At 72.0% G+C, this 20064-nt stretch carries 18 protein-coding genes and 1 pseudogene; 10 read left to right on the top strand and 9 right to left on the bottom strand.

What is annotated here, in order from left to right:
• Nucleotides 1–94 precede the first annotated feature (94 nt).
• Nucleotides 95–793 carry a histidine phosphatase family protein gene (locus tag PSQ21_RS34845; RefSeq protein WP_274035437.1) on the top strand — a complete coding sequence of 233 codons (699 nt, stop codon included), beginning with the start codon at nt 95–97 and terminating at the stop codon, nt 791–793.
• 50 nt (nt 794–843) lie between these two features.
• On the opposite strand, the gene PSQ21_RS34840 is transcribed toward PSQ21_RS34845, so the two are convergent.
• From PSQ21_RS34840 to PSQ21_RS34830, 3 genes are all read right to left on the bottom strand, one after another.
• Nucleotides 844–1332 (bottom strand): GNAT family N-acetyltransferase, encoded by a 489-nt coding sequence (locus tag PSQ21_RS34840; protein ID WP_274035436.1) that lies wholly within the window; start codon nt 1330–1332, stop codon nt 844–846.
• Nucleotides 1333–1371: 39 nt separating this feature from the next.
• Entirely contained in the window at nt 1372–2478 is a 1107-nt protein-coding gene (locus tag PSQ21_RS34835; RefSeq protein ID WP_274035435.1) for a DUF6397 family protein, read from the bottom strand.
• A 109-nt stretch (nt 2479–2587) separates the two neighbouring features.
• The gene (locus tag PSQ21_RS34830) at nt 2588–3001 is read right to left on the bottom strand and encodes a roadblock/LC7 domain-containing protein (protein ID WP_274035434.1); all 414 of its coding nucleotides are present in this window, start codon (nt 2999–3001) and stop codon (nt 2588–2590) included.
• Between the two features lie 140 nt (nt 3002–3141).
• Here PSQ21_RS34830 and PSQ21_RS34825 point away from each other — a divergent pair, with 140 nt between their 5' ends.
• Nucleotides 3142–3570: a PPOX class F420-dependent oxidoreductase gene (locus PSQ21_RS34825; RefSeq protein WP_274035433.1), complete on the top strand. Its 429-nt coding sequence runs from the start codon at nt 3142–3144 to the stop codon at nt 3568–3570.
• A gap of 35 nt (nt 3571–3605) precedes the next feature.
• Here the strand turns inward: PSQ21_RS34825 and PSQ21_RS34820 are convergent.
• Nucleotides 3606–3704 (bottom strand): annotated as a pseudogene (locus tag PSQ21_RS34820) (ATP-binding protein); the annotation flags it as partial.
• Between the two features lie 92 nt (nt 3705–3796).
• On the opposite strand from PSQ21_RS34820, the gene PSQ21_RS34815 reads away from it, so the two are divergent.
• Nucleotides 3797–4399, top strand: coding sequence for a class I SAM-dependent methyltransferase (locus tag PSQ21_RS34815; RefSeq protein ID WP_274035432.1), 603 nt, complete (start codon nt 3797–3799; stop codon nt 4397–4399).
• Between the two features lie 106 nt (nt 4400–4505).
• On the opposite strand, the gene PSQ21_RS34810 is transcribed toward PSQ21_RS34815, so the two are convergent.
• Entirely contained in the window at nt 4506–5411 is a 906-nt protein-coding gene (locus PSQ21_RS34810) for an oxygenase MpaB family protein (protein ID WP_274035431.1), read from the bottom strand.
• A gap of 203 nt (nt 5412–5614) precedes the next feature.
• Here PSQ21_RS34810 and PSQ21_RS34805 point away from each other — a divergent pair, with 203 nt between their 5' ends.
• Complete coding sequence (locus PSQ21_RS34805) at nt 5615–6475, top strand: hypothetical protein (RefSeq protein WP_274035430.1); 861 nt, start codon at nt 5615–5617, stop codon at nt 6473–6475.
• An 11-nt stretch (nt 6476–6486) separates the two neighbouring features.
• Here PSQ21_RS34805 and PSQ21_RS34800 read toward each other — a convergent pair whose 3' ends face one another.
• Both PSQ21_RS34800 and PSQ21_RS34795 read right to left on the bottom strand, forming a co-directional pair.
• Entirely contained in the window at nt 6487–6669 is a 183-nt protein-coding gene (locus PSQ21_RS34800; protein WP_274035429.1) for a hypothetical protein, read from the bottom strand.
• Nucleotides 6670–6749: 80 nt separating this feature from the next.
• Nucleotides 6750–7820 (bottom strand): fatty acid desaturase family protein, encoded by a 1071-nt coding sequence (locus PSQ21_RS34795; RefSeq protein WP_274035428.1) that lies wholly within the window; start codon nt 7818–7820, stop codon nt 6750–6752.
• A 257-nt stretch (nt 7821–8077) separates the two neighbouring features.
• On the opposite strand from PSQ21_RS34795, the gene PSQ21_RS34790 reads away from it, so the two are divergent.
• From PSQ21_RS34790 to PSQ21_RS34765, 6 genes are all read left to right on the top strand, one after another.
• The gene (locus PSQ21_RS34790) at nt 8078–11188 is read left to right on the top strand and encodes a DEAD/DEAH box helicase (protein WP_274035426.1); all 3111 of its coding nucleotides are present in this window, start codon (nt 8078–8080) and stop codon (nt 11186–11188) included.
• Nucleotides 11185–12582 carry an SWIM zinc finger family protein gene (locus tag PSQ21_RS34785; RefSeq protein ID WP_274035424.1) on the top strand — a complete coding sequence of 466 codons (1398 nt, stop codon included), beginning with the start codon at nt 11185–11187 and terminating at the stop codon, nt 12580–12582. The genes PSQ21_RS34790 and PSQ21_RS34785 overlap by 4 nt, the downstream gene beginning before the upstream one ends.
• A 487-nt stretch (nt 12583–13069) precedes the next feature.
• Nucleotides 13070–13660 (top strand): N-acetylmuramoyl-L-alanine amidase, encoded by a 591-nt coding sequence (locus tag PSQ21_RS34780; protein ID WP_274035423.1) that lies wholly within the window; start codon nt 13070–13072, stop codon nt 13658–13660.
• A gap of 700 nt (nt 13661–14360) precedes the next feature.
• Nucleotides 14361–16010 carry a SpoIIE family protein phosphatase gene (locus PSQ21_RS34775; RefSeq protein ID WP_274035421.1) on the top strand — a complete coding sequence of 550 codons (1650 nt, stop codon included), beginning with the start codon at nt 14361–14363 and terminating at the stop codon, nt 16008–16010.
• Nucleotides 16011–16099: 89 nt separating this feature from the next.
• A complete protein-coding gene (locus PSQ21_RS34770) occupies nt 16100–16909 on the top strand; it encodes an SAM-dependent methyltransferase (protein WP_274035419.1) in 810 nt (269 codons plus the stop codon).
• An 853-nt stretch (nt 16910–17762) separates the two neighbouring features.
• Nucleotides 17763–18542 carry a S1 family peptidase gene (locus tag PSQ21_RS34765; RefSeq protein WP_274035418.1) on the top strand — a complete coding sequence of 260 codons (780 nt, stop codon included), beginning with the start codon at nt 17763–17765 and terminating at the stop codon, nt 18540–18542.
• A gap of 262 nt (nt 18543–18804) precedes the next feature.
• On the opposite strand, the gene PSQ21_RS34760 is transcribed toward PSQ21_RS34765, so the two are convergent.
• On the bottom strand, nt 18805–19314 hold the full coding sequence (locus PSQ21_RS34760) for an SRPBCC family protein (RefSeq protein ID WP_274035416.1): 510 nt from the start codon (nt 19312–19314) through the stop codon (nt 18805–18807).
• A complete protein-coding gene (locus PSQ21_RS34755; RefSeq protein ID WP_274035415.1) occupies nt 19311–19688 on the bottom strand; it encodes an ArsR/SmtB family transcription factor in 378 nt (125 codons plus the stop codon). Before PSQ21_RS34755 ends, PSQ21_RS34760 begins: the two co-directional genes overlap by 4 nt.
• Nucleotides 19689–20064: the final 376 nt, after the last annotated feature.

Raw genomic sequence — 20064 nt, 5'->3', positions numbered from 1 at the left:
GTCGCGCTGTCCTCCGGGGCGGCCGAATGAGAGGGTGGACCGCGCATCCATCCGTCGCCGCCTGTGCGCCTGAGCCCGGAGCAGGACCCGTTCTATGCGCTTGCTGCTGATCCGTCACGGACAGACACCGTCGAACGTCGGCAACTTCCTGGACACCGCGCGGCCCGGCCCCGGCCTCACCGACCTGGGCCTGCGGCAGGCTGCGGCCCTCCCCGGGGCCCTTGTCGGGGAGGGCATCGCCGCGGTGTACGCCTCCACCCTGACCCGTACGCAACTCACGGCCGCACCCCTCGCCGCAGAGCGGGGCATCGAGGTCCGGATCCGTGACGGGATCCGCGAACTGTCGGCCGGTGACCTGGAGATGCGGGCCGATGAGGACGCGGTGCGGCAGTACCTGACGACCGCCTTCGCCTGGTCCGCCGGGGACATCGCCCGCCGGATGCCCGGGGGCGAGAGCGGGGCGGAGGCGTTGGCCCGCTTCGACGCCGTGGTGGCCGAGGCGGCGGAGGCCGGGGAGCCCGGGACCGTGGCACTCGTCAGTCACGGTGCCGCCATCCGTGTGTGGACCGCCGCCCGCGCACGAAACGTCACGGTCGGTTTCGCCGCTGAACACGGCCTGGACAACACGGGCGTGGTGGTGGTCGAGGGCTCGCCGGACTCGGGATGGACGGCTCTCTCCTGGGCCGGGACGGTCGTCCCGGGGGTCACCGCGAGCGGCGAGGCGGACGGGGGCCCGGCGGGCCGCACACTGCCGGGCCGGGATCTGGGGCCGGAAGCGGACCCCTTCGCCTGATCGCCGCGCTCCCGCCGGTGGGAGCGCGGCGGGGTGAAGTCGCCCTGACGTCACAGGGCCTTGTGCATGATGTGAAGCCCCACATAGCCCTCGGTCGGGTGGTTGAAGCCCTCCGGAAGGGTTCCGATCACGTCGAAGCCGATGGAGCGGTACAGCTTGACGGCGTGAGTGTTGGTCTCGACCACCGCGTTGAACTGCATGGCCCGATATCCTTCGGCGCGAGCCCAGTCGACCGAGTACGCGCACAGCGCGCGCCCCACTCCCCGGCCCGAGCGCGCGGGGTCGACCATGTACGTGGCGCTGGCTATGTGCGACCCGTTGCCCATGTGGTTCCGGTTCATCTTCGCCGTGCCGAGCACGGTCCCGGCATCGTCCACGGCAACAACCACGCGGCTCGGCGCTGCGACGAACCACCACCCCTTGGCGTCCTCCTCACCGAGATCGAGCGGAAAGGTGAGCGTCTCGCCCGTGGAGACGATCGTATGGAAAAACGGCCAGATGGCGGGCCAGTCCTCGGAGGTTGCTTCCCTGATCAGCATGCGGACAGGATGACCCATCCGAACGATCAGCGCGAAGACTTATCCGGCGCCCCTCCCACGCCACCCCAACCTGGCGAGCAGTCCTTTCCCGGTCGGCGCGCCCGCCGCAGCGGAGCGTGACGCCCCTGCACAGGCGGAGGGCGGAGCCGGATCGGCGGCGGACAGCGGCACCTCGGCCCGGGGACGGGCATTGGCGGCGGGCCGGACGGCCGGCACCGCTCGGGTTTCTCCGTCGTCCCCGGGGCACGGGGCCGGCCGGTCCTCGCGCGCCCTGTCCAGTTCCAGAGTCAGGTTGACCCGCCGCCAGAGGATCTCATCGGGGTCGTCGGCCAGCATCAGCTCCCCCATGGCTTCCCTCGCCGCCATGGACCCCGGACGTCCGAAGACCGGCTCCGGCCGGACCCGCACGAGATAGGCGCGTTCGTAGGGGTCGTCCACCACTTCCGCGAGCTGCACCGGGTCAAGTGCCGAGGCCTGGACCGCCGTTCGCGCCCAGGGGTCCGCCGTGCGGTTCAGCAGCCGGTCGATGCGTTGCGAGCGCCAGTTGCGCGGCCGCCGGTCGGTGCCCGACTCGAGCATCGTGCGCATCCCCGACGGCGTCCGCCCCGCGAGCAGCTCGGGTTCCCGGGCCGCGAAGGCGGCGACCTCGTCCGCGAGGTAGAGCCAGACCACCGCGCGATACCGGTTGAGATAAAACGTGACCGGGGAGACGCAGCCTGCCCGAGCGAGCCGGGTGAACCGTGCCGGAGCGATGCCCAGCAGAGCCGCCCCTTCCGCTGTTCCGACGGTGCGTACCCGCTCCGCCAGACCATCGGGAAAGCCCGGCTGCTCGCGCAGACGCGCGATCTCCTCCTCGTGCACCCGTGGCCGCCCACCGCCCGGCGCGCCGACGACGGCGATCAGCCCGAGGTGCACCGCGAGTTCGAACTCCGCACGCCGGATGTTCAGCTCCTGGGCCGCGCGCCCGGCCGCGACCGTCGCCGCCGGAGCGGCGGATGGGGTGCGCCCGCCCTCGCACTCCGTCTCCGTGACACCCCCGGCACGGGCGTCGGCCCGTGCCTTCGCGCCCTCGGCCCGCGCGGCCCGGGTCCTGGCGTGCGCACCCTGGGTCCTGGCGTGCGCCCGGAGTGCTTCCTTGACCGTCATGACTGTCCTCCCCCGTCGGATCGAATACTCTCCGTGATCACGGTAGCCCGAGGGAGGCGTCATCCGTCACCCCTGTGGATAACTCTCCACAGGCGACGAGAAGTGCAGGTCAGAAGGGCCCGACGTCATCGGGCCCACCTTGGCGAACGGCAACACCGAGATGCTCGCCGACCCGGTTGACGAGCAGGGTCATCTCGTAGGCGACCTGGCCGACATCGGCTTCAGCGGCGGTCAGCACACACAGGCAGCTGCCGTCACCCGCGGCCGTCACGAAGAGCAGCGCCTCATCGAACTCGACCATGGTCTGGCGGGCCCTGCCCGCCCGGAAGTGGCGCCCCGAGCCGCGCGCCAGACTCTGCAGACCGGAGGAGACCGCTGCCAGGTGCTCCGCGTCCTCGCGGGCGAGCCCGGTGCTGGCCCCGGTGACCAGGCCGTCGTTCGACAGCACCAACGCGTGCCGTATGAATTGCACCCTGCTGGTGAGATCGTCAAGGAGCCAGTCAAGTCCCCGGTCAAGCGGCATGTGCTCGTCCTCCCCGTACCCTCGTTCCCCGTGCCCCGCTACGCGCGCAAGCCTTGCGCAACGACACCGTGGGGGCAAGCGCCCCTCACTTCTCGGGGCGCCGCTTCGCGCCATGCGGGGCTCCGGCTCAGTATGGGCCCATGGCACACCACATGACCGAAGAAGAATGGCGGGCCTTCCTCTCGAAGGGCACGCGTACGGCGAAAGTCTCGACGGTGCGGGCCGACGGCAGCCCGCACATCGCACCTGTCTGGTTCCTTCTCGACGGCGACTCGGTGGTCTTCAACACCGGCAGGGAGAGCGTGAAGGGACGCAACCTCGCACGCGACGGACACGTCGCCCTCTGCGTCGACGACGACCGGCCTCCGTACGCGTTCGTGGTGGTGCAGGGGCATGCCGAGCTGAGCGAGGACCCCGGGGAACTCCTGCGGTGGGCGACACTGATCGCCCACCGCTACGTGGAGGCCGACGCCGCCGAGGAGTTCGGCCGGCGCAACGGCGTGCCCGGCGAACTGGTCGTGCGGGTGCGGATCGACAAAGTGGTCGCGATGGCCGACATGGTCGGCTGACGGACGGTGCCGCGATGCCCGGGCCGTCGGCAGCCGGAGGCGAGGAGCCGGGCGGTGGGCATGCGCCCGGCGTACTCGACCGTACGGATCAGGACTTCTTTTCCGGACGCCCGGTCACCGGCGCCCGCTACGACCTGAGCGCCTCGGACCACGGCGGCGATGTCTGACCGGAGAGCCCGGGTTCCGGTGATGGCATGCCGCGCGCCGGTTGCGCGATCATGTCTCCATGGCCGACGACCACACCCATCACGTCCTGGACTTCTTCACCCCGCGTGCGGCCGGCTGGGACAGCCGGTTCCCCGACGACGGCCCCGCCTACACCACCGCGGCCGGACTGCTCGGGCTGTGTCCCGGCGATGCCGTGCTCGACGCGGGCTGTGGAACAGGGCGCGCGCTGCCCGCCTTGCGGGCCGCGGTCGGGCCGGAGGGCACGGTGCTGGGAGCCGACCTGACCCCGGCCATGCTGGAGGCGGCGGTGCGGGCGGGACGGGGGGAGAGCGGAACACTCTTGCGTGCCGACGTCGCGCGGCTGCCGCTGCGTGACGGAGCCCTGGACGGCGTGTTCGGAGCGGGATTGGTCTCGCATCTGGTCTGCCCCGAGGCCGGTATGGCGGAATTCGCCCGTGTGGTCCGGCCGGGCGGGGTCCTGGCTCTGTTCCACCCGATCGGCCGGGCCGCCCTTGCCGCGCGCCAGGGGCGCACCGTCACCGACGACGACCTGCGTGCCGAGCCCAGGCTGCGCGCGCTGCTGGCCGGCTCGGGGTGGCGGCTGGAGTCCTACACCGACGAGGACGACCGCTTCCTCGCCCTCGCCGTCAGGCAGGCCTGATACCGACGGCGCGGCCGGGCCCGCCGCCGTACAGAAAGTGTCCGAGCCGTAGCGGGCCCGGCGCATGGACCGTCAGGGCGTCGCGTCATACCGTCAGGGCGTCGCGTCATTCGGCGGGCGGCTGCGACGGCCGGCGGCCCGGAACCGGGCAGCCACGGACGCCCGGCGTGGGGAACGTACCGAGCTCCTCGATCTCGTATCCGTTCGGATATCCCTTGATCTCGGGGTTCTGGCGCGCGTAATGGGGAGTCCGCCGGGGCGGCAGGAGCCGGACGGCACGAGCCCGGAGCCGCAGTGCTCCCCTGGTCAGGCCGCGGGCCACCGGCCCCGGGCGGCGGTAGCGGAACGCCCTCAACAACGAGTCGTCCAGGAGCGCGAGGCTGGCACCGCGCACCAGCGGGGCGAGGGGCGCCGGGTACCAGGACGCCATCAGCGCCAGGGTGGCGTCGGATACCCGGCGGGCTCCTTCGTCCCAGCCGAAGTGCTCGTGCTCATAGGCGTCGAGGGTGCGCTCGAAGTCTTCGTAGGTCTCCGGAAGATCCTTGATCCCCATGCGGGCGCCGAGTGTGCGGTAATAGGCGGCGAAGGCGCCCAGCTCGTGGCAGCACAGGCGCCGCCAGCCGAAACTGTCCAGCCAGCGCTTCGGGGTGACGACGAACGTGCACAGGACGTAGCGCATGTCGTCGTTGCTGATGTCATAACTGCGGTGCATCCGATTGATCCGGCGGACGGCTGTGCGGCCGTCGTCGGAGTCGAAACCGTGCTCCACCACCGTGTCGAGCAGCAGGGCGGTGTCGTCGTAGCGCTTCTGGGAGCGGTCCGTCAGCTCTGCCGTCTCGTCGAGGAGCCGACCGATGCTGGGCACGGCATAGGTGCGGTAGAGGGCCAGTTCCAGGGCGCGGGTGATGTCCCAGGGGAACTCGTGGGTGACGGTGAGACGGTAGATCTCCAGGAAGTCCCGCTCGGGGTCCAGTCGCTGAATCTCTTTCAGCCGGTCGTACCGCTTCACCACGCTGTCCCCTCGTTCGGCCGGACGTCCAATCCTACGCGGACGCCTCCCCCGCGCCCGGGCCTTCGGCTTCCCCGCACCCGGACAAGGGAGGGCGCGGCTGGGGTTCGCTCCTGCTCGTCAGAGCCTCGACGAGGGGGTTACCGAGTAGTTAGGGTGCGCCGACGGACCGAGGGACGCAGGACCGAGGGATGAGGAGGCGGGCGATGAGCGATGGGGAGGGCCCCGTGGCCGGTGCGGACGGCGCTGTCGCCGACGACGCACTGCTGGTGCTGACGGCGATGCTGCTGACGCCCGCGCGGTTTCCCGGCGTGCTGGGGGACGATTACGTAGCCGCGTGCGACTCTCTCGCGCTCGAACCGTACGAGGAGGGCTACGGACTCGTCCTCGGGCAGGACAGCGCGGGGGCTCGGTGGACCGTGGTCGTCGAGGACGCCTCCCAGGTGGCTGTCGCCATCGCCGCGTGGGACTGCGGCATGGAGCACGATCTCTCCCCCGACGAGCGCTCCATGGTGTGCGCGCTGCCGGGCTGGCCGATGGACCTGGCCGTCGCCGCGCCCGGCGTGCCGGAACCGCACGATCCGGAGACGGACGGGGAGGGCCCCGCGCCGCTGGCCCCTCCCGATGCGGAGGCCTGGGGCCCGGCGCAGCGGCGGCTGGGGGCGGACGAGATCGCCGCGCAGTGGTCGGTGTGGCGCGAGCAGCTCGACGAGGCGCATTTCTCGCGGCCGGGCGTCGGGGGCGAGCCGGGGAACGGCGCCGATGGCGAGCCGGAGAGCGCCCCTTCAACGTTTCCCCGGCACCCCGGTGTACGCAGGGCCCTGTCGGAGGCGACCGCCTATACGAAGGCCCCGCCGCCGCCCGGGCGGATCCGTTCCTCGTACGCCTCGGCAGACGCGCGCACTCTGCGCGTCGACGGCCCGGGGTGGTCGATGGTGGCCCGGACCGACGACATCGCTCTGTTCCTGCTGGACGAGGAGCCGGGCACGGTCATCCCCGTCGGCCGTGGAGCAACGCTGCCCGGACTGCTCACGGCCCTGGACGAGTTGGCCGCCCACCCCGCGTGACGCCCTCGTGCTCAGCGACCGATCTCCTTGCGGTTGATCCTCCGGAGCCTGCGCCGCTGGGACGGATCCAGCAGCAGATAGCCCGCCACGGGAACCCCGATCACGATCAGCAGCGCCCACCAGAATCCGATGAGGGGCCACAGGATGGCTGCCGCCAGCACTCCCGCGACAGCTGCCTTCGCACCATTCGACATGGTCCACGCCTCCTTCGCGGCCGACGCCGCTCCTGTTGTGTGAACGCGTCCACGCGCCCGTACGTTCCCCGCCGGCCGCGCTATCGCAGCGGTTCGCCGACCTCGTGCATGTGCGACAACGCCTGCCGGTAGGACTCGATCAGTCCGGTCTCCACGTACAGCATGCCGATGCCGGAGCAGTGCGCCTTGACCAGCGGCTGGGCCAGGCGCAGGTGGGGGCGGGGCATGCTCGGGAAGAGGTGGTGCTCGATCTGGTAGTTCAGCCCGCCGAGGAACCAGTCCGTCAGGACGGCGCCGCGTACGTTGCGCGAGGTCAGGACCTGCCGCTGGAGGTGGCCCCAGCGCTCGCCGTCGGGGTCGGGCATCTCCATGCCCTTGTGGTTCGGGGCGAAGGCCATGCCCAGGTGAAGGCCGAACAGCGCGTGCAGCACGAGGGCGAAGACGATCGCCTTGCCCGGGGAGAGCGTGCTGAGCAGCAGCGTCGCGTAAAGGGCGAAGTGCGCGGTCAGCAGCAGCCCCGAGACAGCCCGTTCCCGGAGGGGCTGTCGGCGCAGGAACTGGAATCCGTAGATCTTCAGCGCGATGCCTTCGAGCAACAGCATCGGGAAGAACAGCCGGGCCTGGTTCCTGGTCAGCCAGCGGGCGAATCCCTCACGCTGTTCGGCCTGCTTCTGGGTCCAGACCAGGGCGCCGACACCGACATCGGGGTCCTTGTCGATGTGGTTCGGGTTGGCGTGGTGACGTACGTGTTTGTCGTTCCACCACGCCTCGTTCATACCGAGGAGCAGATTGGCGTGTACGAGACCGATCAGCCTGCTCGTCCTGCGGTCGCCGGATATCTGGGCGTGCCCCGCGTCGTGGGCGACGAAGGCCGTACGGGTCCACAGGACCGCCAGCGGCAGGGTGAGGAGCAGGCTCCACCAGGTGTCGCCGAGCAGGACGAAGCCGGTGATCACCGCGGTCAGAGCCGCCAGATTGGCGGCGATGCCGAGCACATACCGGTCCGTGCGGCGCTCCAGCAGGCCCTGGTCCCTCACGGCGCGCAGCAGCGGCGCGAAGTCGCTTCCGGCCGCCGCCCCGCGGCCGTCGGCCGGGCGGTCCGGACCGCTTTCGTCGGCGGGATGCGCAACAGTGGCTGTCGCCTGGGGCATGACGTCTCCGGTCTCTGGAACATATGCGCTGACCTGGTCGAACGTACGGACCGCGGGTCCATGGGGGCCATGGCGTCACCACCCCGGTTCCCCTGCGGCAAACCCCCGGTCCCGATGGTGGGGCTGGCTGCACCATCGGGATCAGGGAAAGAGAATGAGTGACGCACGCCACATAGCTTGATGACCTATCGCCGCCCGAGATGGGGTACCCTCGGCGACTCCGCCCACTAGTCAAATTTGAGGAATCTGACATCGCTGTGCACAGGCACCCTGCGGCAACGCCCTCCGAGATCGCCGAACTGTCCCGCTACTCAGCGGTCTTCGTCCCCGCGGATCCAGCCCGTACCGGCAGGATCGCGTTCTGGGATCCGGACGGTAGCACCCCTTCCGATGCCGACACTCCCCGGGCTTCGTCGGACCTGACCGTCGTCGGAACCGACCTGCGACCCCGTACGGTCACGGTGCGGTACCTCCCCGTGCGGGACGCCCTGCCGGTCCTGACCCGGGCACGCGCCGTCGCGGGTGTCTCACCCGCCACCGCCTTCTGGGGCGCCGCCGCGCTTCTCGCTCTCCAGTTCGTCGCCCGCGGCCTCCTGCTGCCGGGGCTGAGCGGCACCGACCACGACGCCTGGCGGATCGGGCCGCTGAGCGCCGACGACCTCAAACGGATCCGGGAACTGGCGGCGTCGATGCCACCGACCGCCCACGCGACCCCCGTTCAGGGCGAGGGCGACGAACCGCCGGAGGGGCCCGGCGGGTCGGGCGGCACGGGCGGCACGGGCGGTGCGGGTCGGGCGGACGGTGCGGGTCGGGCGGCGGGAGCCGGGAAGCGGTACGCGACGGACGGCGCCACGGGCGAAACGTTGCTGCCCGAACCGGAGCGCCTGCTGCGTGCGTTCCTCGACGCCGTGGCCGACGCGATGCCCCGTACACCGGCCGCCGCGTTCGCGGCCGCCGGGCCGGCGTTCGCCGCCCAGCCGCCGCAGCACCTGCCCGAGGGGCGCGCCTGGGCGGCCGATGTGGCGGCCGGTCACGACGCGGGCGTACGGCTCTCGTTGCGTATCGAGGTCACGGGCGTGACCTCGCCGCGGGTCGGCACGGTGGCCGGCACCGGGGCCGGCCCGGAAGCGATGGGGCAGGGGTCCGGTCCGGACCTGGCCACGCCGTCGTTCCGCGCCGTCCTGCAGATCCACAGTGTCAGCGATCCCTCCCTGGTGGCCGACGCGGCCGAGGTATGGGCGGGCGACTCGCGGACCGCCGCCGCGTTCGGGCCCCGGGCCCGGATGGACGCCCTGCTGACCCTGCGGCGGGCCGCCCGCGCCTGGCCGCCGCTGGCGCCGCTGCTCTCCGCCGCGGTGCCGGACTCGGTGGAGCCGGCCGACGAGGAGATCGCCGAGCTGCTGGGGGCCGCCTCGCGGTCCCTGGCGGCCGCCGGTGTTCCGGTGCACTGGCCCAGGGAACTGGCCAGAAAGCTCACCGCGCGCGCCGTGATCGGCCCGGACGACCGGGGCGCCACGGACCTGGACTCCGCGGACCGGGACTTCCTGGTCCAGGAGGGCGACGGGCAGCGGGCCGGGACGCGCGGACGCACCACTGCTGACATGCCCTCGTTCCTCTCCGCCGACGCGCTGCTCTCGTTCGACTGGCGGTTCGCACTCGGCGACCGGAAGCTGACCCGTGAGGAGTTGGACCGGCTCGCCGAGTCCACCAGGCCCATCGTGCGGCTGCGCGACCAGTGGGTGCTCATCGACCCCGTGGAGGCGCGCCGGGCCCGGGAGACCCAGGACCGGAAGGTCACCCCGATCGACGCTCTCGGCGCGGTGCTGACCGGTTCGACGGAGGTGGACGGCCGTCGCGTCGAGGTGGCGGCGACCGGCTGGCTCCAGCAGTTGCGGGACCGGCTGGCAGACCCTGAGTCCGCCGCCCAGCAGTCGATCGGACAGCCCGCGGCGCTCACCGCCACCTTGCGCGACTACCAGCTGCGCGGTCTGAACTGGCTGCACACGATGACCTCACTCGGCCTCGGCGCCTGCCTCGCCGACGACATGGGCCTCGGCAAGACGATCACGCTCATCGCCCTGCATCTGCACCGGCAGAGCGACCGGGACGCCGCCGGCCCGACGCTGGTGGTGTGCCCGACGTCGTTGATGGGCAACTGGCAGCGGGAGATCGAGCGGTTCGCACCGGGTACCCCTGTCCGCCGCTTCCACGGCGCGTCGCGTTCCCTGGCCGGCCTGGCGGACGGCGAGTTCGTGCTGACGACGTACGGCACGATGCGCCTCGACGCGCCACGGCTCGCCGCCGTGTCCTGGGGCATGGTCGTGATCGACGAGGCGCAGCACGTGAAGAACCCGCACTCGGCGACGGCCAAGCAGTTGCGTACCCTCGGGGCCCGTGCCCGCGTCGCGCTCACCGGCACGCCCGTGGAGAACAACCTCTCCGAACTGTGGGCCATCCTGGACTGGACGACGCCCGGTCTGCTCGGCCGGCTCGGCACCTTCCGTACGCGGTACGCGGCAGCGGTCGAGGGCGGCAACGATCCGGGCGCCGCCGACCGGCTCGCGGCGCTGGTGCGGCCGTTCCTGCTGCGTCGGCGGAAATCCGACCCGGGGATCGCCCCGGAGCTGCCGCCGAAGACCGAGACCGACCGGGCCGTGTCGCTGACGCCGGAACAGACCGGCCTGTACGAGGCGGTGGTCCGCGAGACCCTGGCGGAGATCTCCGCCGCCGACGGATTCGAGCGGCGGGGGCTCGTGATGAAGCTGCTCACGGCGCTCAAGCAGATCTGCAACCATCCGGCGCAGTACCTCAAGGAGGAGCATCCGCGGATCACGGACCGTTCGGGGAAGGTCGAGCTGCTGGACGAACTCCTGGACACCATCCTGGCCGAGCGGGGTTCGGTGCTGGTCTTCACGCAGTACGTGCGGATGGCCCGGCTGCTGGAGCAGCACCTGGCCGCGCGCGGGGTGAACACGCAGTTCCTGCACGGCGGTACGCCGGTGGCACGGCGCGAGGAGATGGTGGCCCGCTTCCAGGCGGGCGAGGCGCCGGTGTTCCTGCTGTCGCTCAAGGCGGCGGGCACCGGGCTCAACCTCACCCGGGCCGGTCATGTCGTGCACTTCGACCGCTGGTGGAATCCGGCGGTCGAGGCGCAGGCCACGGACCGCGCGTACCGGATCGGACAGACGCAGCCGGTGCAGGTGCACCGGCTGATCGCCGAGGGCACGATCGAGGACCGGATCGCCGCGATGCTCGCCCGCAAGCAGGGACTCGCGGACGCGGTGCTCGGCTCGGGCGAGGCCGCGCTGACCGAACTGACCGATGCGGAACTGGCCGACCTGGTCGAGCTGCGAGGGGGCGCGCGATGAGCGATGACTACGAGGACGACCACGCGTACGGAGCGGAGTACGGGACGGACGACGCGGACGCCTCCGACGGGGGCGGCGGGAGGTCGCGGGACGGCCGACGCGGAGCGGAGCGGGTGTTCGCCGCGCTTCCCCCCGCGCAGGGCCGGGGTTTCGCCACGTCCTGGTGGGGACTTGCCTGGCTCAAGGCCCTGGAGGACACCGCGCTGGACGGTCAGCAACTCAAGCAGGGCCGGCGGCTGGCCCGGGAGGGCAGGGTCGGGGCGGTCTCCGTACGGCCGGGGCGGATCACGGCCGTCGTGCGGGACCGGGACGGCACGGCCTACCGCAGCGACGTCCTGCTCCAGCAGCTCGGCGCGGGCGCCTGGGACCGGTTCCTGGACATGGCCGTGGACCGGGCCGGACACATCGCGGCGCTGCTGGACCGGGAGATGCCGCCGCATCTGGTGGAGGACGCGGCGGACGCCGGGGTCGAACTGCTGCCCGGCATCGGGGACCTGGAGCCGGAGTGCACCTGTGGGGCCTGGGACCACTGTCCGCATTCGGGAGCTCTCTGCTACCAGGTGGCGCGGCTGCTGGACGAGGACCCGTTCGTGCTGCTGCTGATGCGGGGGCGCGATGAGCGGCGGCTGCTGGACGAGCTCCAGGTGCGCAGCGCCGCCCGCGCGGTCCGGGCGGACGGCGGGGCGCGGGATGGCGCCGACGACGGGGAGCCGGAGGTTCGCGGAGTACCGGCCGGCGAGGCGTTCGCGGCGGCCGGGATCCTGCCGCCGCTCCCCGCTCCCCCGCCGGTCCCCGAGGAACCGGGGCTGGGGCCTTCGCTGGACACGGAGACCGGGCCCGCACCGGGGATCGACCCGGCGGCACTGCAGGTGCTGGCGGCCGACAGCGCGGTACGGGCCCACCGGATGCTGCTGGAGGCGTTGGCCCCGGGGCACGAAGGACAGCCGCTCCCGGCCGAGCTGACTCCGCGGCAGGACGCGGTGCGGCTGGCCGCGGACACCCGGCCGGAGCAGCGGGTCAGGGCCCGGCTGGCCACGGGATCCGGTCGGCCGGCCGCGGACCTGGAGGCGGCGGTCCGCGCCTGGCGGTACGGAGGGGTCGCGGCACTCGCGGTGCTGGACGAGGAGTGGACGCCGGGCCCGGAGGACCTGGGGCGGGCCCGCGTCCGGCTCGACGACGCGTGGGAGGCGGGCGAGCGGCCGGCGCTGCGGGCGAGCGGGCGGGCCCGCTGGACCGTCGCGGGCGCCGACCTCCAGCTCCGGTGGGACCGGTCCGGGCGGTGGTGGCCCTACCGCAAGGAGCGCGGTCGTTGGGTGCCTGCCGGACCGGCGGACGACGACCCGGCGGGAGCGCTGGCGGGAGCCGACGGCGGGGAGGTGGACGGGGCTGTGTGAACCGTCCTGTTCCCGGGGCAGGTCGGGGAAGGGTCGGCGGGGCGGCGGGGCGGCGGCTGGGGGCAACGGGCAGGGCGCCGGGGGCCTGGGGCCTGGCGAGTCCGTCGCCCGGCGCGAAACTCTTCGCTCGCGGCGAACCCGGTGTCCCGGGCGCGGGAGCGCCGGAGACACGGGAGCCGGAGGCACGGCAGCGCCGGAGGCACGGCAGCCACAGGCGCGTCTCCCGCCCGCGCTGGAGCCGTGGCGTGTCCGAACAGCGACTGCGGGGAACCGGATGTCCGGCGGGCTCGTCATCCGCATCGGCGGGAATGATCCACGAGCCGGTGGGCCGGCTCCGGATCGGCTCCGTACGCCCCCGTCCCCGTCCGTGCCCCGTTCCCGCCCGTGCCCCGTTCCCGCCCCGTTCCCGCCCCGTTCCCGTCCTGCCCCGTTCCCGCCCCGTCCCCGTCCGTGCCTCGGCCCCCCGGGCCCGGCCTCAGGAGTGCCGTTGCATCGCAGAAGGATCATTCAGTGCGCCGCCGCGACGATGGCGGCAGCCGCCGTCCTGCCCGCCTCCGCGCGGGCCGTGGTGTCGGCGCCGACAGGCCCCACCGACTACGCGACGGCACTGTGGGCTCCGGCCGCCCCCGCCAACTACACCGTCCCCGCCCGCCCTTCGGAGCGCCGGATCGACCGCGTCGTCATCCATGTCGCCCAACAGTTGTTCACGCCGACCGCGGGCATCTTCCGTAATCCCTCCAAGCAGGTGTCGGCCCACTACGTGGTGCGTTCCGGTGACGGCCATGTCGCCCAGTGCGTACGCGAGAAGGACATCGCCTGGCACGCGGGCAACTGGAGCTGGAACACCCGGAGCGTCGGCATCGAGCACGAAGGATGGGTGGACCGCCCGGAGTTCTTCACGGACGTGATGTACCTGCGGTCCGCCAGGCTCACCGCGGACATCTGCGAGCGTCATGGCATCCCCAAGGACCGGGAGCACATCGTCGGCCATCACGAGGTGCCCGGCAGCGACCACACCGATCCGGGCGTCCACTGGGACTGGGATCGCTACCTCCGCCTGGTCGTCGACACCGCCTGAGCCGTCCTGCCACGGCCCCCGCGGCGACGACTCCGCGCACCGAGCCTGTCGCGGAGGCCGACGGCGACGACGTAGGAGGGCACGAAAGCCCATGGACGGGAGGGCGAGACGGTGGCTTCCTGGGTGGCCCTGGCGGCGGACAGCGATCCCGGCGAGCAGAGCGGAGCGCCGCCCATGACGTATTCACCTCGGCGGGACCGGGGCGTCCGCGCTTCCACTCGGTCCCGGACCCGGGCGGCGCGCACCTCGGGTGCTCTTCGGCCGGCTCGTCGTCTCCCCGGACCGCCCCCCGTCCGGCACCGGCGTCCTGACGGTGACAGTCGGTCCGGCACAGAGAATGGGTGTGCCCGTAGGCGGGCGGTGTCCCCGGAACCCGCACGGCGGTGGCGTTCTGAGGCCCCCGGTCGCGCTCAGGGGCGGGTCCTCGCTTCCGGGTGCCCGGGCCTGCCCCCGCGAGCGCACTCTGCGGCCGACGGTACGCACCGCGGCGCCGTCGGCCGCTGGAGGCTCGGTGGTCGAGCGGAGCCGCTGGGTGTGCTGATATCCGGGATGCGCGAGATCATCGGAGCATGAGTGGTGATGATCCACTGGTGCCGCCCGGAGAGCGGGGCGGGCGGAGGCGAACGGAGACGGCCGTAGGCGGTGCCATGCCGTCGGCCTGGTCCTCGGGCTCGTCTGCCCGGCGTCGGAGGGGACGGCCGTGAACGAGGAGCATCTCCTCCGGCGGTACCAGGCGCTCATGGGGGCCGTGCCGCAGTCGGTATGGGTGATGTCACCCGACGGTGTCGTCACCGTGTTGTCCGGGAATGGGATCTCCGAGAAGCTGTGGACTCCCGGGGACGACGCCTCGTGGATGGACGCCGTGCACCCCAAGGACCGCGACTGGTTCCGGCGGGCGTGGCGGAGGGCCACACAGCAGCGGTCCCCTCTCGACACGATCGTCAGAGTGCGGGTCGACGGTGCCGTCGACCGCTTCCGCCACGTCAAGATCATCGCTGCGCCCGTGGTCGACGAGAGCGGTGAAGTCGAGTATGTCGGGACGGCCAGCGACGCGGAGGAGCACTGGCGCGGCCGTATGCGGGAGAAGCTGCTGGCGCGTATGGCGGCGGTGCCCGCGGCCCGCGATCTCTCGGAGGCCTTCTTGACGACGGCGGCGGCCGTTGTGCCCGAGCTCGCTGACGCGGTGGCCATCTTTCGCCTGGTGGACGGCGACGAGTTCGATGGGCGGCCCTCAGACGCACCGACCGCGGCATCGCCGGAGCGTGTGGGGCTTGCCCCCGGACTGCCTTCCCTGCCCCCACTGGACCCTGACTTCGTGCTCGGTCCGGTCGCCCAGCGGGCCATCGAAAGCCAGGAGGCCCGGCTGCTGGTCTTCCCTCCTGACGGGCCCCCCGGGGACGGGCTCTCGGACGTTTCCCTGCGGTGGCTGCGGGAGGCCGGGGCGACCGGCGTGGCATTGGTGCCCGTGGTGGTGGACGGCCGGACCGTCGCACTGGCGACGATCGCGACCTGCCGGGGCAACCCGCCCCCGGACGAGGCCGACCTCTCACTGCTGAGGGACGTCTTCCAGCAGATGAGCGGGCCGCTGCGCCGGACGATGGAACTGCAGAGCATCCGTGGCAGGGCGCTCGCACTGCAGCAGTCGTTCCTGGCGGCCCCGCCGACCATCGACGGTCTCACGATCACCGCCCTCTACCATCCGGCGGACTCGGCGGCGGAGGTCGGCGGGGACTGGTACGACGCCGTGCGGCTCTCCCCCGACGCCCTCGCCCTGTCCATCGGTGATATCGCGGGGCACGACCTAGATGCCGCCATGGCCATGGCACGGGTCAACAGCATGTTGAGGGGGCTCGCGTACGACAGCGGCCCGGCCGGCAGTCCCGGGGACACTCTGAGCCGTCTCGACCGCCTCGTACAGGCGCTCGACAGCCCGTTGATGGTCACGGCGGTGCACGCGGTCCTGCGCCGGCGGACGCACGGCAGCTGGCACGTCGCTCTGTCCAACGCCGGGCATCCGCCGCCGCTGCTGATCCCGGCGGACGCGCCATCGCGGTATCTGGGCGACGTCACGGCCCCGGACCCGCCCCTGTGCGTCACCGACGACCTCACCCGCGCCACCCTCCACGCGGACCTGCACACGGGCGACATCCTCGTGTTCTACACCGACGGGCTGGTGGAGACGCCGGACACGGACATCGGCGACAACCTCCGACTGCTGCGCACACGCACCGACGCGCTGGCCCGCCGGCGCCCGCCGTTGCGCTCGCTGATCCGCGGCCTTCTCCCGCCTCTCCACCACCGCCGGGACGACATCGCCATCATCGCCCTGCAAGCCCGGCCGGACTCATGACCCCGCCCGCATCGACAACCTCATCGTTTGCGCCCGGAACAGTGCCTCTATACCGTCGAGAACGCCCGTCCCCGGACGAAAGGCCCCGCATGAACACGCCGAACGACCGTCAGAGCGGCCTGGCGACCTCACGGGCCCACTCCGCCCGGGTGTACGACTACATCCTGGGTGGCAAGGACCACTACCCCGCGGATGTGGAAGCGGGCGACGCCATGGCCCGGCACTGGCCCGCCCTGCCCGTGCACATGCTGGAGAACCGCCGGTTCATGCACCGTGCCGCGCACTTCCTGGCAGAGGAACGGGGCGTACGCCAGTTCCTCGACGTCGGAACCGGTCTGCCGACGTCGCCGAACCTGCACGAAATCGTGCAGGAGGTGACTCCTGAATCGCACGTGGTCTACGTCGACAACGACCCCATCGTCCTCGCTCACGCCCGCACCCTCCTGCAGAGTTCACCCGAGGGCGCCACCGCCTACGTGGACGCGAACATGCACGACCCCGACGCCATCCTGGACAGCCCCGAGTTCCGGGAGCTGATCGACCTGAGCCAGCCCGTCGGCCTCATGGTGATCGGCATCATGCACTTCATCCTGCCCCCGGACGACCGGGACCTTGTACGACGCCTGTTGGACCCGCTGCCCTCCGGCAGCTACCTGGCGATGACCATCGGCACCGCGGACTTCGCACCCGAGGAGGTCAACCAGGTCGCCCAGGAGTACCGCCAGCAGGGCATGCCCTTCGTCCTGCGTGAACTGGCCACCGCCACCTCGCTCTTCGACGGCCTGGAGCTCCAGGACCCGGGAGTCACCCAAGTGCACTCCTGGCGCCCCGGCCCGGAACAGGAAGACATCGACGGCCGCGACATCGCCATGTACGGGGCAGTCGCCAGAAAGCCCTGAAGCGATTCCCGCGGTCGCGCCGTCCCGGCCGTGCGACCGTCTGTCGGGTTGGCCCGTTCCGGCCCCGCCGTCGCGGGCCCCGTGCTCTCCGCGCGCGGAGAGCGGCGGATTCGCGTCCGGAAGGGTTCGGCGCCCGAGTGTTTCCTCCCCGCGCACCGCCGGCACACGGTCGGTGGCACTCGGCGCGGGTGGCTTACGTCTCCGTAGGGGGTGGGGAGTGCCTACGGCGCGTCAGTGCGTTCACCTGGTCGATCACCGAGCCTATGTCGAGCATCAGTTCCCATACGTGCGGGCCATCTGTTCCTTCGAGACGGTCTCGGCCGCCAAGGACAGCATGACGCGCTGCGTTCAGCCCTGACTGGCGGGCGTTGGTGAGATCCGCGCAGTTGCCTGGCGTGGCCGGAGCGTTCGCAGCATCACGGGAAAGCCTGGGGCCGGCTTTTCCTCGAACCCCTTCCACCAGGGCAGCCGACACACCGCCTCGCCTCTGCAGTGCCCTTTGCCGGAATCGCGATAGCCGGCCCTCACGCGGGGCCCGGGCGAGCCGGTCGGGGCCGGCGGATTCCCCCAGGGGCGGCGGACATCCGCGGCAAGCGCGTGGGCGATCCGGAGCCGGAGCAGGGATCCGGAGCCGCGCCGGAGCCGGAGCCGGAGCCGGATGTGAGCGTCGGGCACGGAGGCCGGGCGGGCGCGTCGGACGGGCGAGACGGCCGCGTATGGGATTGGCCGAAATGTACGTCTTGTGGCAGCGGCCACTCGCTCCCGACAATCGGAGCATCTTGACGGGTGCATGACCATAGTGTCGCCGCACCCCGTCAGGCCCCCCAGCGGCCCCCACGAAAGTAGGCAGCCCGTGAAGCAATTCCTGCGTGCGCTGAAAAGATGTTCCGTCATCGTCGCCACCGTCGCCATCGCGGTCGTCGGCCTCCAGCCCGTCACCGCCTCGGCCGCCCCCAACCCCGTAGTCGGCGGAGTCCGCGCCGCCCAAGGCGAGTTCCCCTTCATGGTCCGGCTCTCCATGGGATGCGGCGGTGCGCTCTACACCCAGGACATCGTCCTCACCGCCGCCCATTGCGTGAGCGGGTCGGGCAACAACACCTCGATCACCGCCACCGGCGGCGTCGTCGACCTCCGGTCGTCCAACGCGATCAAGGTCCGCTCCACCAAGGTCCTCCAGGCCCCCGGCTACAACGGCACCGGCAAGGACTGGGCGCTCGTCAAGCTCGCCCAGCCCATCAACCAGCCCACGCTGAAGATCGCCACCACCACCGCCTACAACCAGGGCACGTTCACGGTCGCCGGCTGGGGCGCCAACCGCGAGGGCGGCAGCCAGCAGCGCTACCTGCTCAAGGCCAACGTCCCGTTCGTCTCCGACGCGACCTGCCGCTCCGCCTACGGCAATGACCTGGTGGCCGACGAGGAGATCTGCGCCGGATACCCCGACACCGGTGGCGTCGACACCTGCCAGGGCGACTCCGGCGGCCCGATGTTCCGCAAGGACAACGCCGGTGAGTGGCTCCAGGTCGGCATCGTCAGCTGGGGCTACGGCTGCGCCCGGCCCGGCTACCCGGGCGTCTACACCGAGGTCTCGACCTTCGCGGCCGACATCGCCTCAGCGGCCCGCACGCTCTGACGCCCCGCTCCACCACCGCCCGACCGTTCTCGGGTGATCACCGCTGAACCATCCCGGGGGCGCCCGTCCCTACGGGCGCCCCCGGGCCCAGCTCCTCCGACGGCTCGCCCGTGGCCGCGATCCAGGATCCGCCGGACAGCAGGGGCAAGATCGGTACACGGGGATCCGCGATCCCGACCTCCACCGGTGCGAGGCGCGAGATGCTCGGCCCGCAGGCGGACCGACAGGAACCGAACCCTCGCACTCGGCGCCCCCGTCGGGCTCAGCTGAACATGTCGAGGTAGTGCTGTGCGTGGACCGGGTGGTAGTCGCCGAAGTCGACGGATGCCGGGTCACGGCCGGCCTCGGCGACGACGAGCCGGTCGAGGTAGTAGTCCCAGCCGGGGCCGACGCCGCCCGCCATCGCCGGGTCGTCGCCGACGGACTGACTGAAGGTGAGCGTGGTGGTGCCCTCGTGCTCGACGAGCGTGAGCGTCATGTGCCAGATGAGTTCCTGGCCGGGCACCTGCGACGTGAGGACCAGACGGTGCGGGGCCCGGCACTCCTGAATGGTCAGGCGTTCGGTCTGGTGCTCGTCGCCCTCGTAGAGCATCCGGAAGTCGACCGAACCGGTCGACGGGTCGCCGGTCCATTCGCCGATCCAACGGGCCAGACGGTCCGGCTCGGTGACCGCCGCCCAGACGTCCTCGACGCCGGCCCGGAACGTACGGTCGAAGGCGATGCTGTCCAGGCCGTCGATGCTCACGCGACGCCCGGTGGGGGTGCTGGTCATGCGGATTCCTCCTGAGGTCTGCCGGTGCCGGGAGCGGCGTCGGTGCCGGCCCGGCGTTCATGGACGGTTCTGCGGACCTCCAGGTCGAGGGCGTCGAAGGCGCTTTCGGGGACCGGGGGGCGCTGCCCGGCGAGCTCGTCGAGCAGCGCGCGGACCGGGGCGAGGCCGGGGCGGGCGAGCGCGTAGTGGCGCTCGCGACCTCGGTCCTCGACGGTGGCCAGCCCGGCCTCGGTGAGCAGTCGCAGATGCTTGCTCACAGCGGGCCGGCTGATGGGATAGCGCGCCGCGAGGTCGACCACCCGGGCGGGGCCGGAGGCGAGTGCGCGCAGCAGATCACGGCGTATCGGGTCAGCCAGTGCGACGAACGGGTCCACCCCTTATTGGTAACTCACGGGATACCAATTGACAAGTTCTCGGCCTCACGGCTCCTGCATGTCCGGAACGAGGAAGCGACGGCGACCCGGCGCGGTGGCCGGGTTCTCCACTGCCATTCGGACCTGACTGGCCGGGAAGAAGCCGGCCCGCCGGCGGATCGGGGCAGTGCGGCCGGGCGATGGAATGTGGCTGCGGGCTGATGCCGCCGGAGCGAGGGCGTTGATCCACCCGGAGGCGGAGCTCCGGCAAGGCGGTCATCCCGGCCGGTACGGCGGCCTCGACGGACTCGCGGAGGGTGCCGCTCTGGTCAAGTGCGGGGCGCCGGGCCTGCCCGGCCAGGGGCCCGGAGCGCACGGAGGGCCGGTTCGGTGACCG

This window comes from Streptomyces sp. MMBL 11-1 (assembly GCF_028622875.1).
Lineage (GTDB): Bacteria > Actinomycetota > Actinomycetes > Streptomycetales > Streptomycetaceae > Streptomyces.
Note: the sequence above shows the minus strand (reverse complement) of the source record. Positions and strands in the feature narration are given on the sequence as shown.

Bases quoted from the DNA above. Each gene is read 5' to 3' on its own strand.
- PSQ21_RS34760 (WP_274035416.1), bottom strand. From the start codon at position 19,314: ATGACCAGCACCCCCACCGGGCGTCGCGTGAGCATCGACGGCCTGGAC.
- PSQ21_RS34825 (WP_274035433.1), top strand. From the start codon at position 3,142: ATGGCACACCACATGACCGAAGAAGAATGGCGGGCCTTCCTCTCGAAG.
- PSQ21_RS34785 (WP_274035424.1), top strand. From the start codon at position 11,185: ATGAGCGATGACTACGAGGACGACCACGCGTACGGAGCGGAGTACGGG.
- PSQ21_RS34840 (WP_274035436.1), bottom strand. From the start codon at position 1,332: ATGCTGATCAGGGAAGCAACCTCCGAGGACTGGCCCGCCATCTGGCCG.
- PSQ21_RS34815 (WP_274035432.1), top strand. From the start codon at position 3,797: ATGGCCGACGACCACACCCATCACGTCCTGGACTTCTTCACCCCGCGT.
- PSQ21_RS34835 (WP_274035435.1), bottom strand. From the start codon at position 2,478: ATGACGGTCAAGGAAGCACTCCGGGCGCACGCCAGGACCCAGGGTGCG.
- PSQ21_RS34805 (WP_274035430.1), top strand. From the start codon at position 5,615: ATGAGCGATGGGGAGGGCCCCGTGGCCGGTGCGGACGGCGCTGTCGCC.
- PSQ21_RS34795 (WP_274035428.1), bottom strand. From the start codon at position 7,820: ATGCCCCAGGCGACAGCCACTGTTGCGCATCCCGCCGACGAAAGCGGT.
- PSQ21_RS34800 (WP_274035429.1), bottom strand. From the start codon at position 6,669: ATGTCGAATGGTGCGAAGGCAGCTGTCGCGGGAGTGCTGGCGGCAGCC.
- PSQ21_RS34845 (WP_274035437.1), top strand. From the start codon at position 95: ATGCGCTTGCTGCTGATCCGTCACGGACAGACACCGTCGAACGTCGGC.
- PSQ21_RS34770 (WP_274035419.1), top strand. From the start codon at position 16,100: ATGAACACGCCGAACGACCGTCAGAGCGGCCTGGCGACCTCACGGGCC.
- PSQ21_RS34830 (WP_274035434.1), bottom strand. From the start codon at position 3,001: ATGCCGCTTGACCGGGGACTTGACTGGCTCCTTGACGATCTCACCAGC.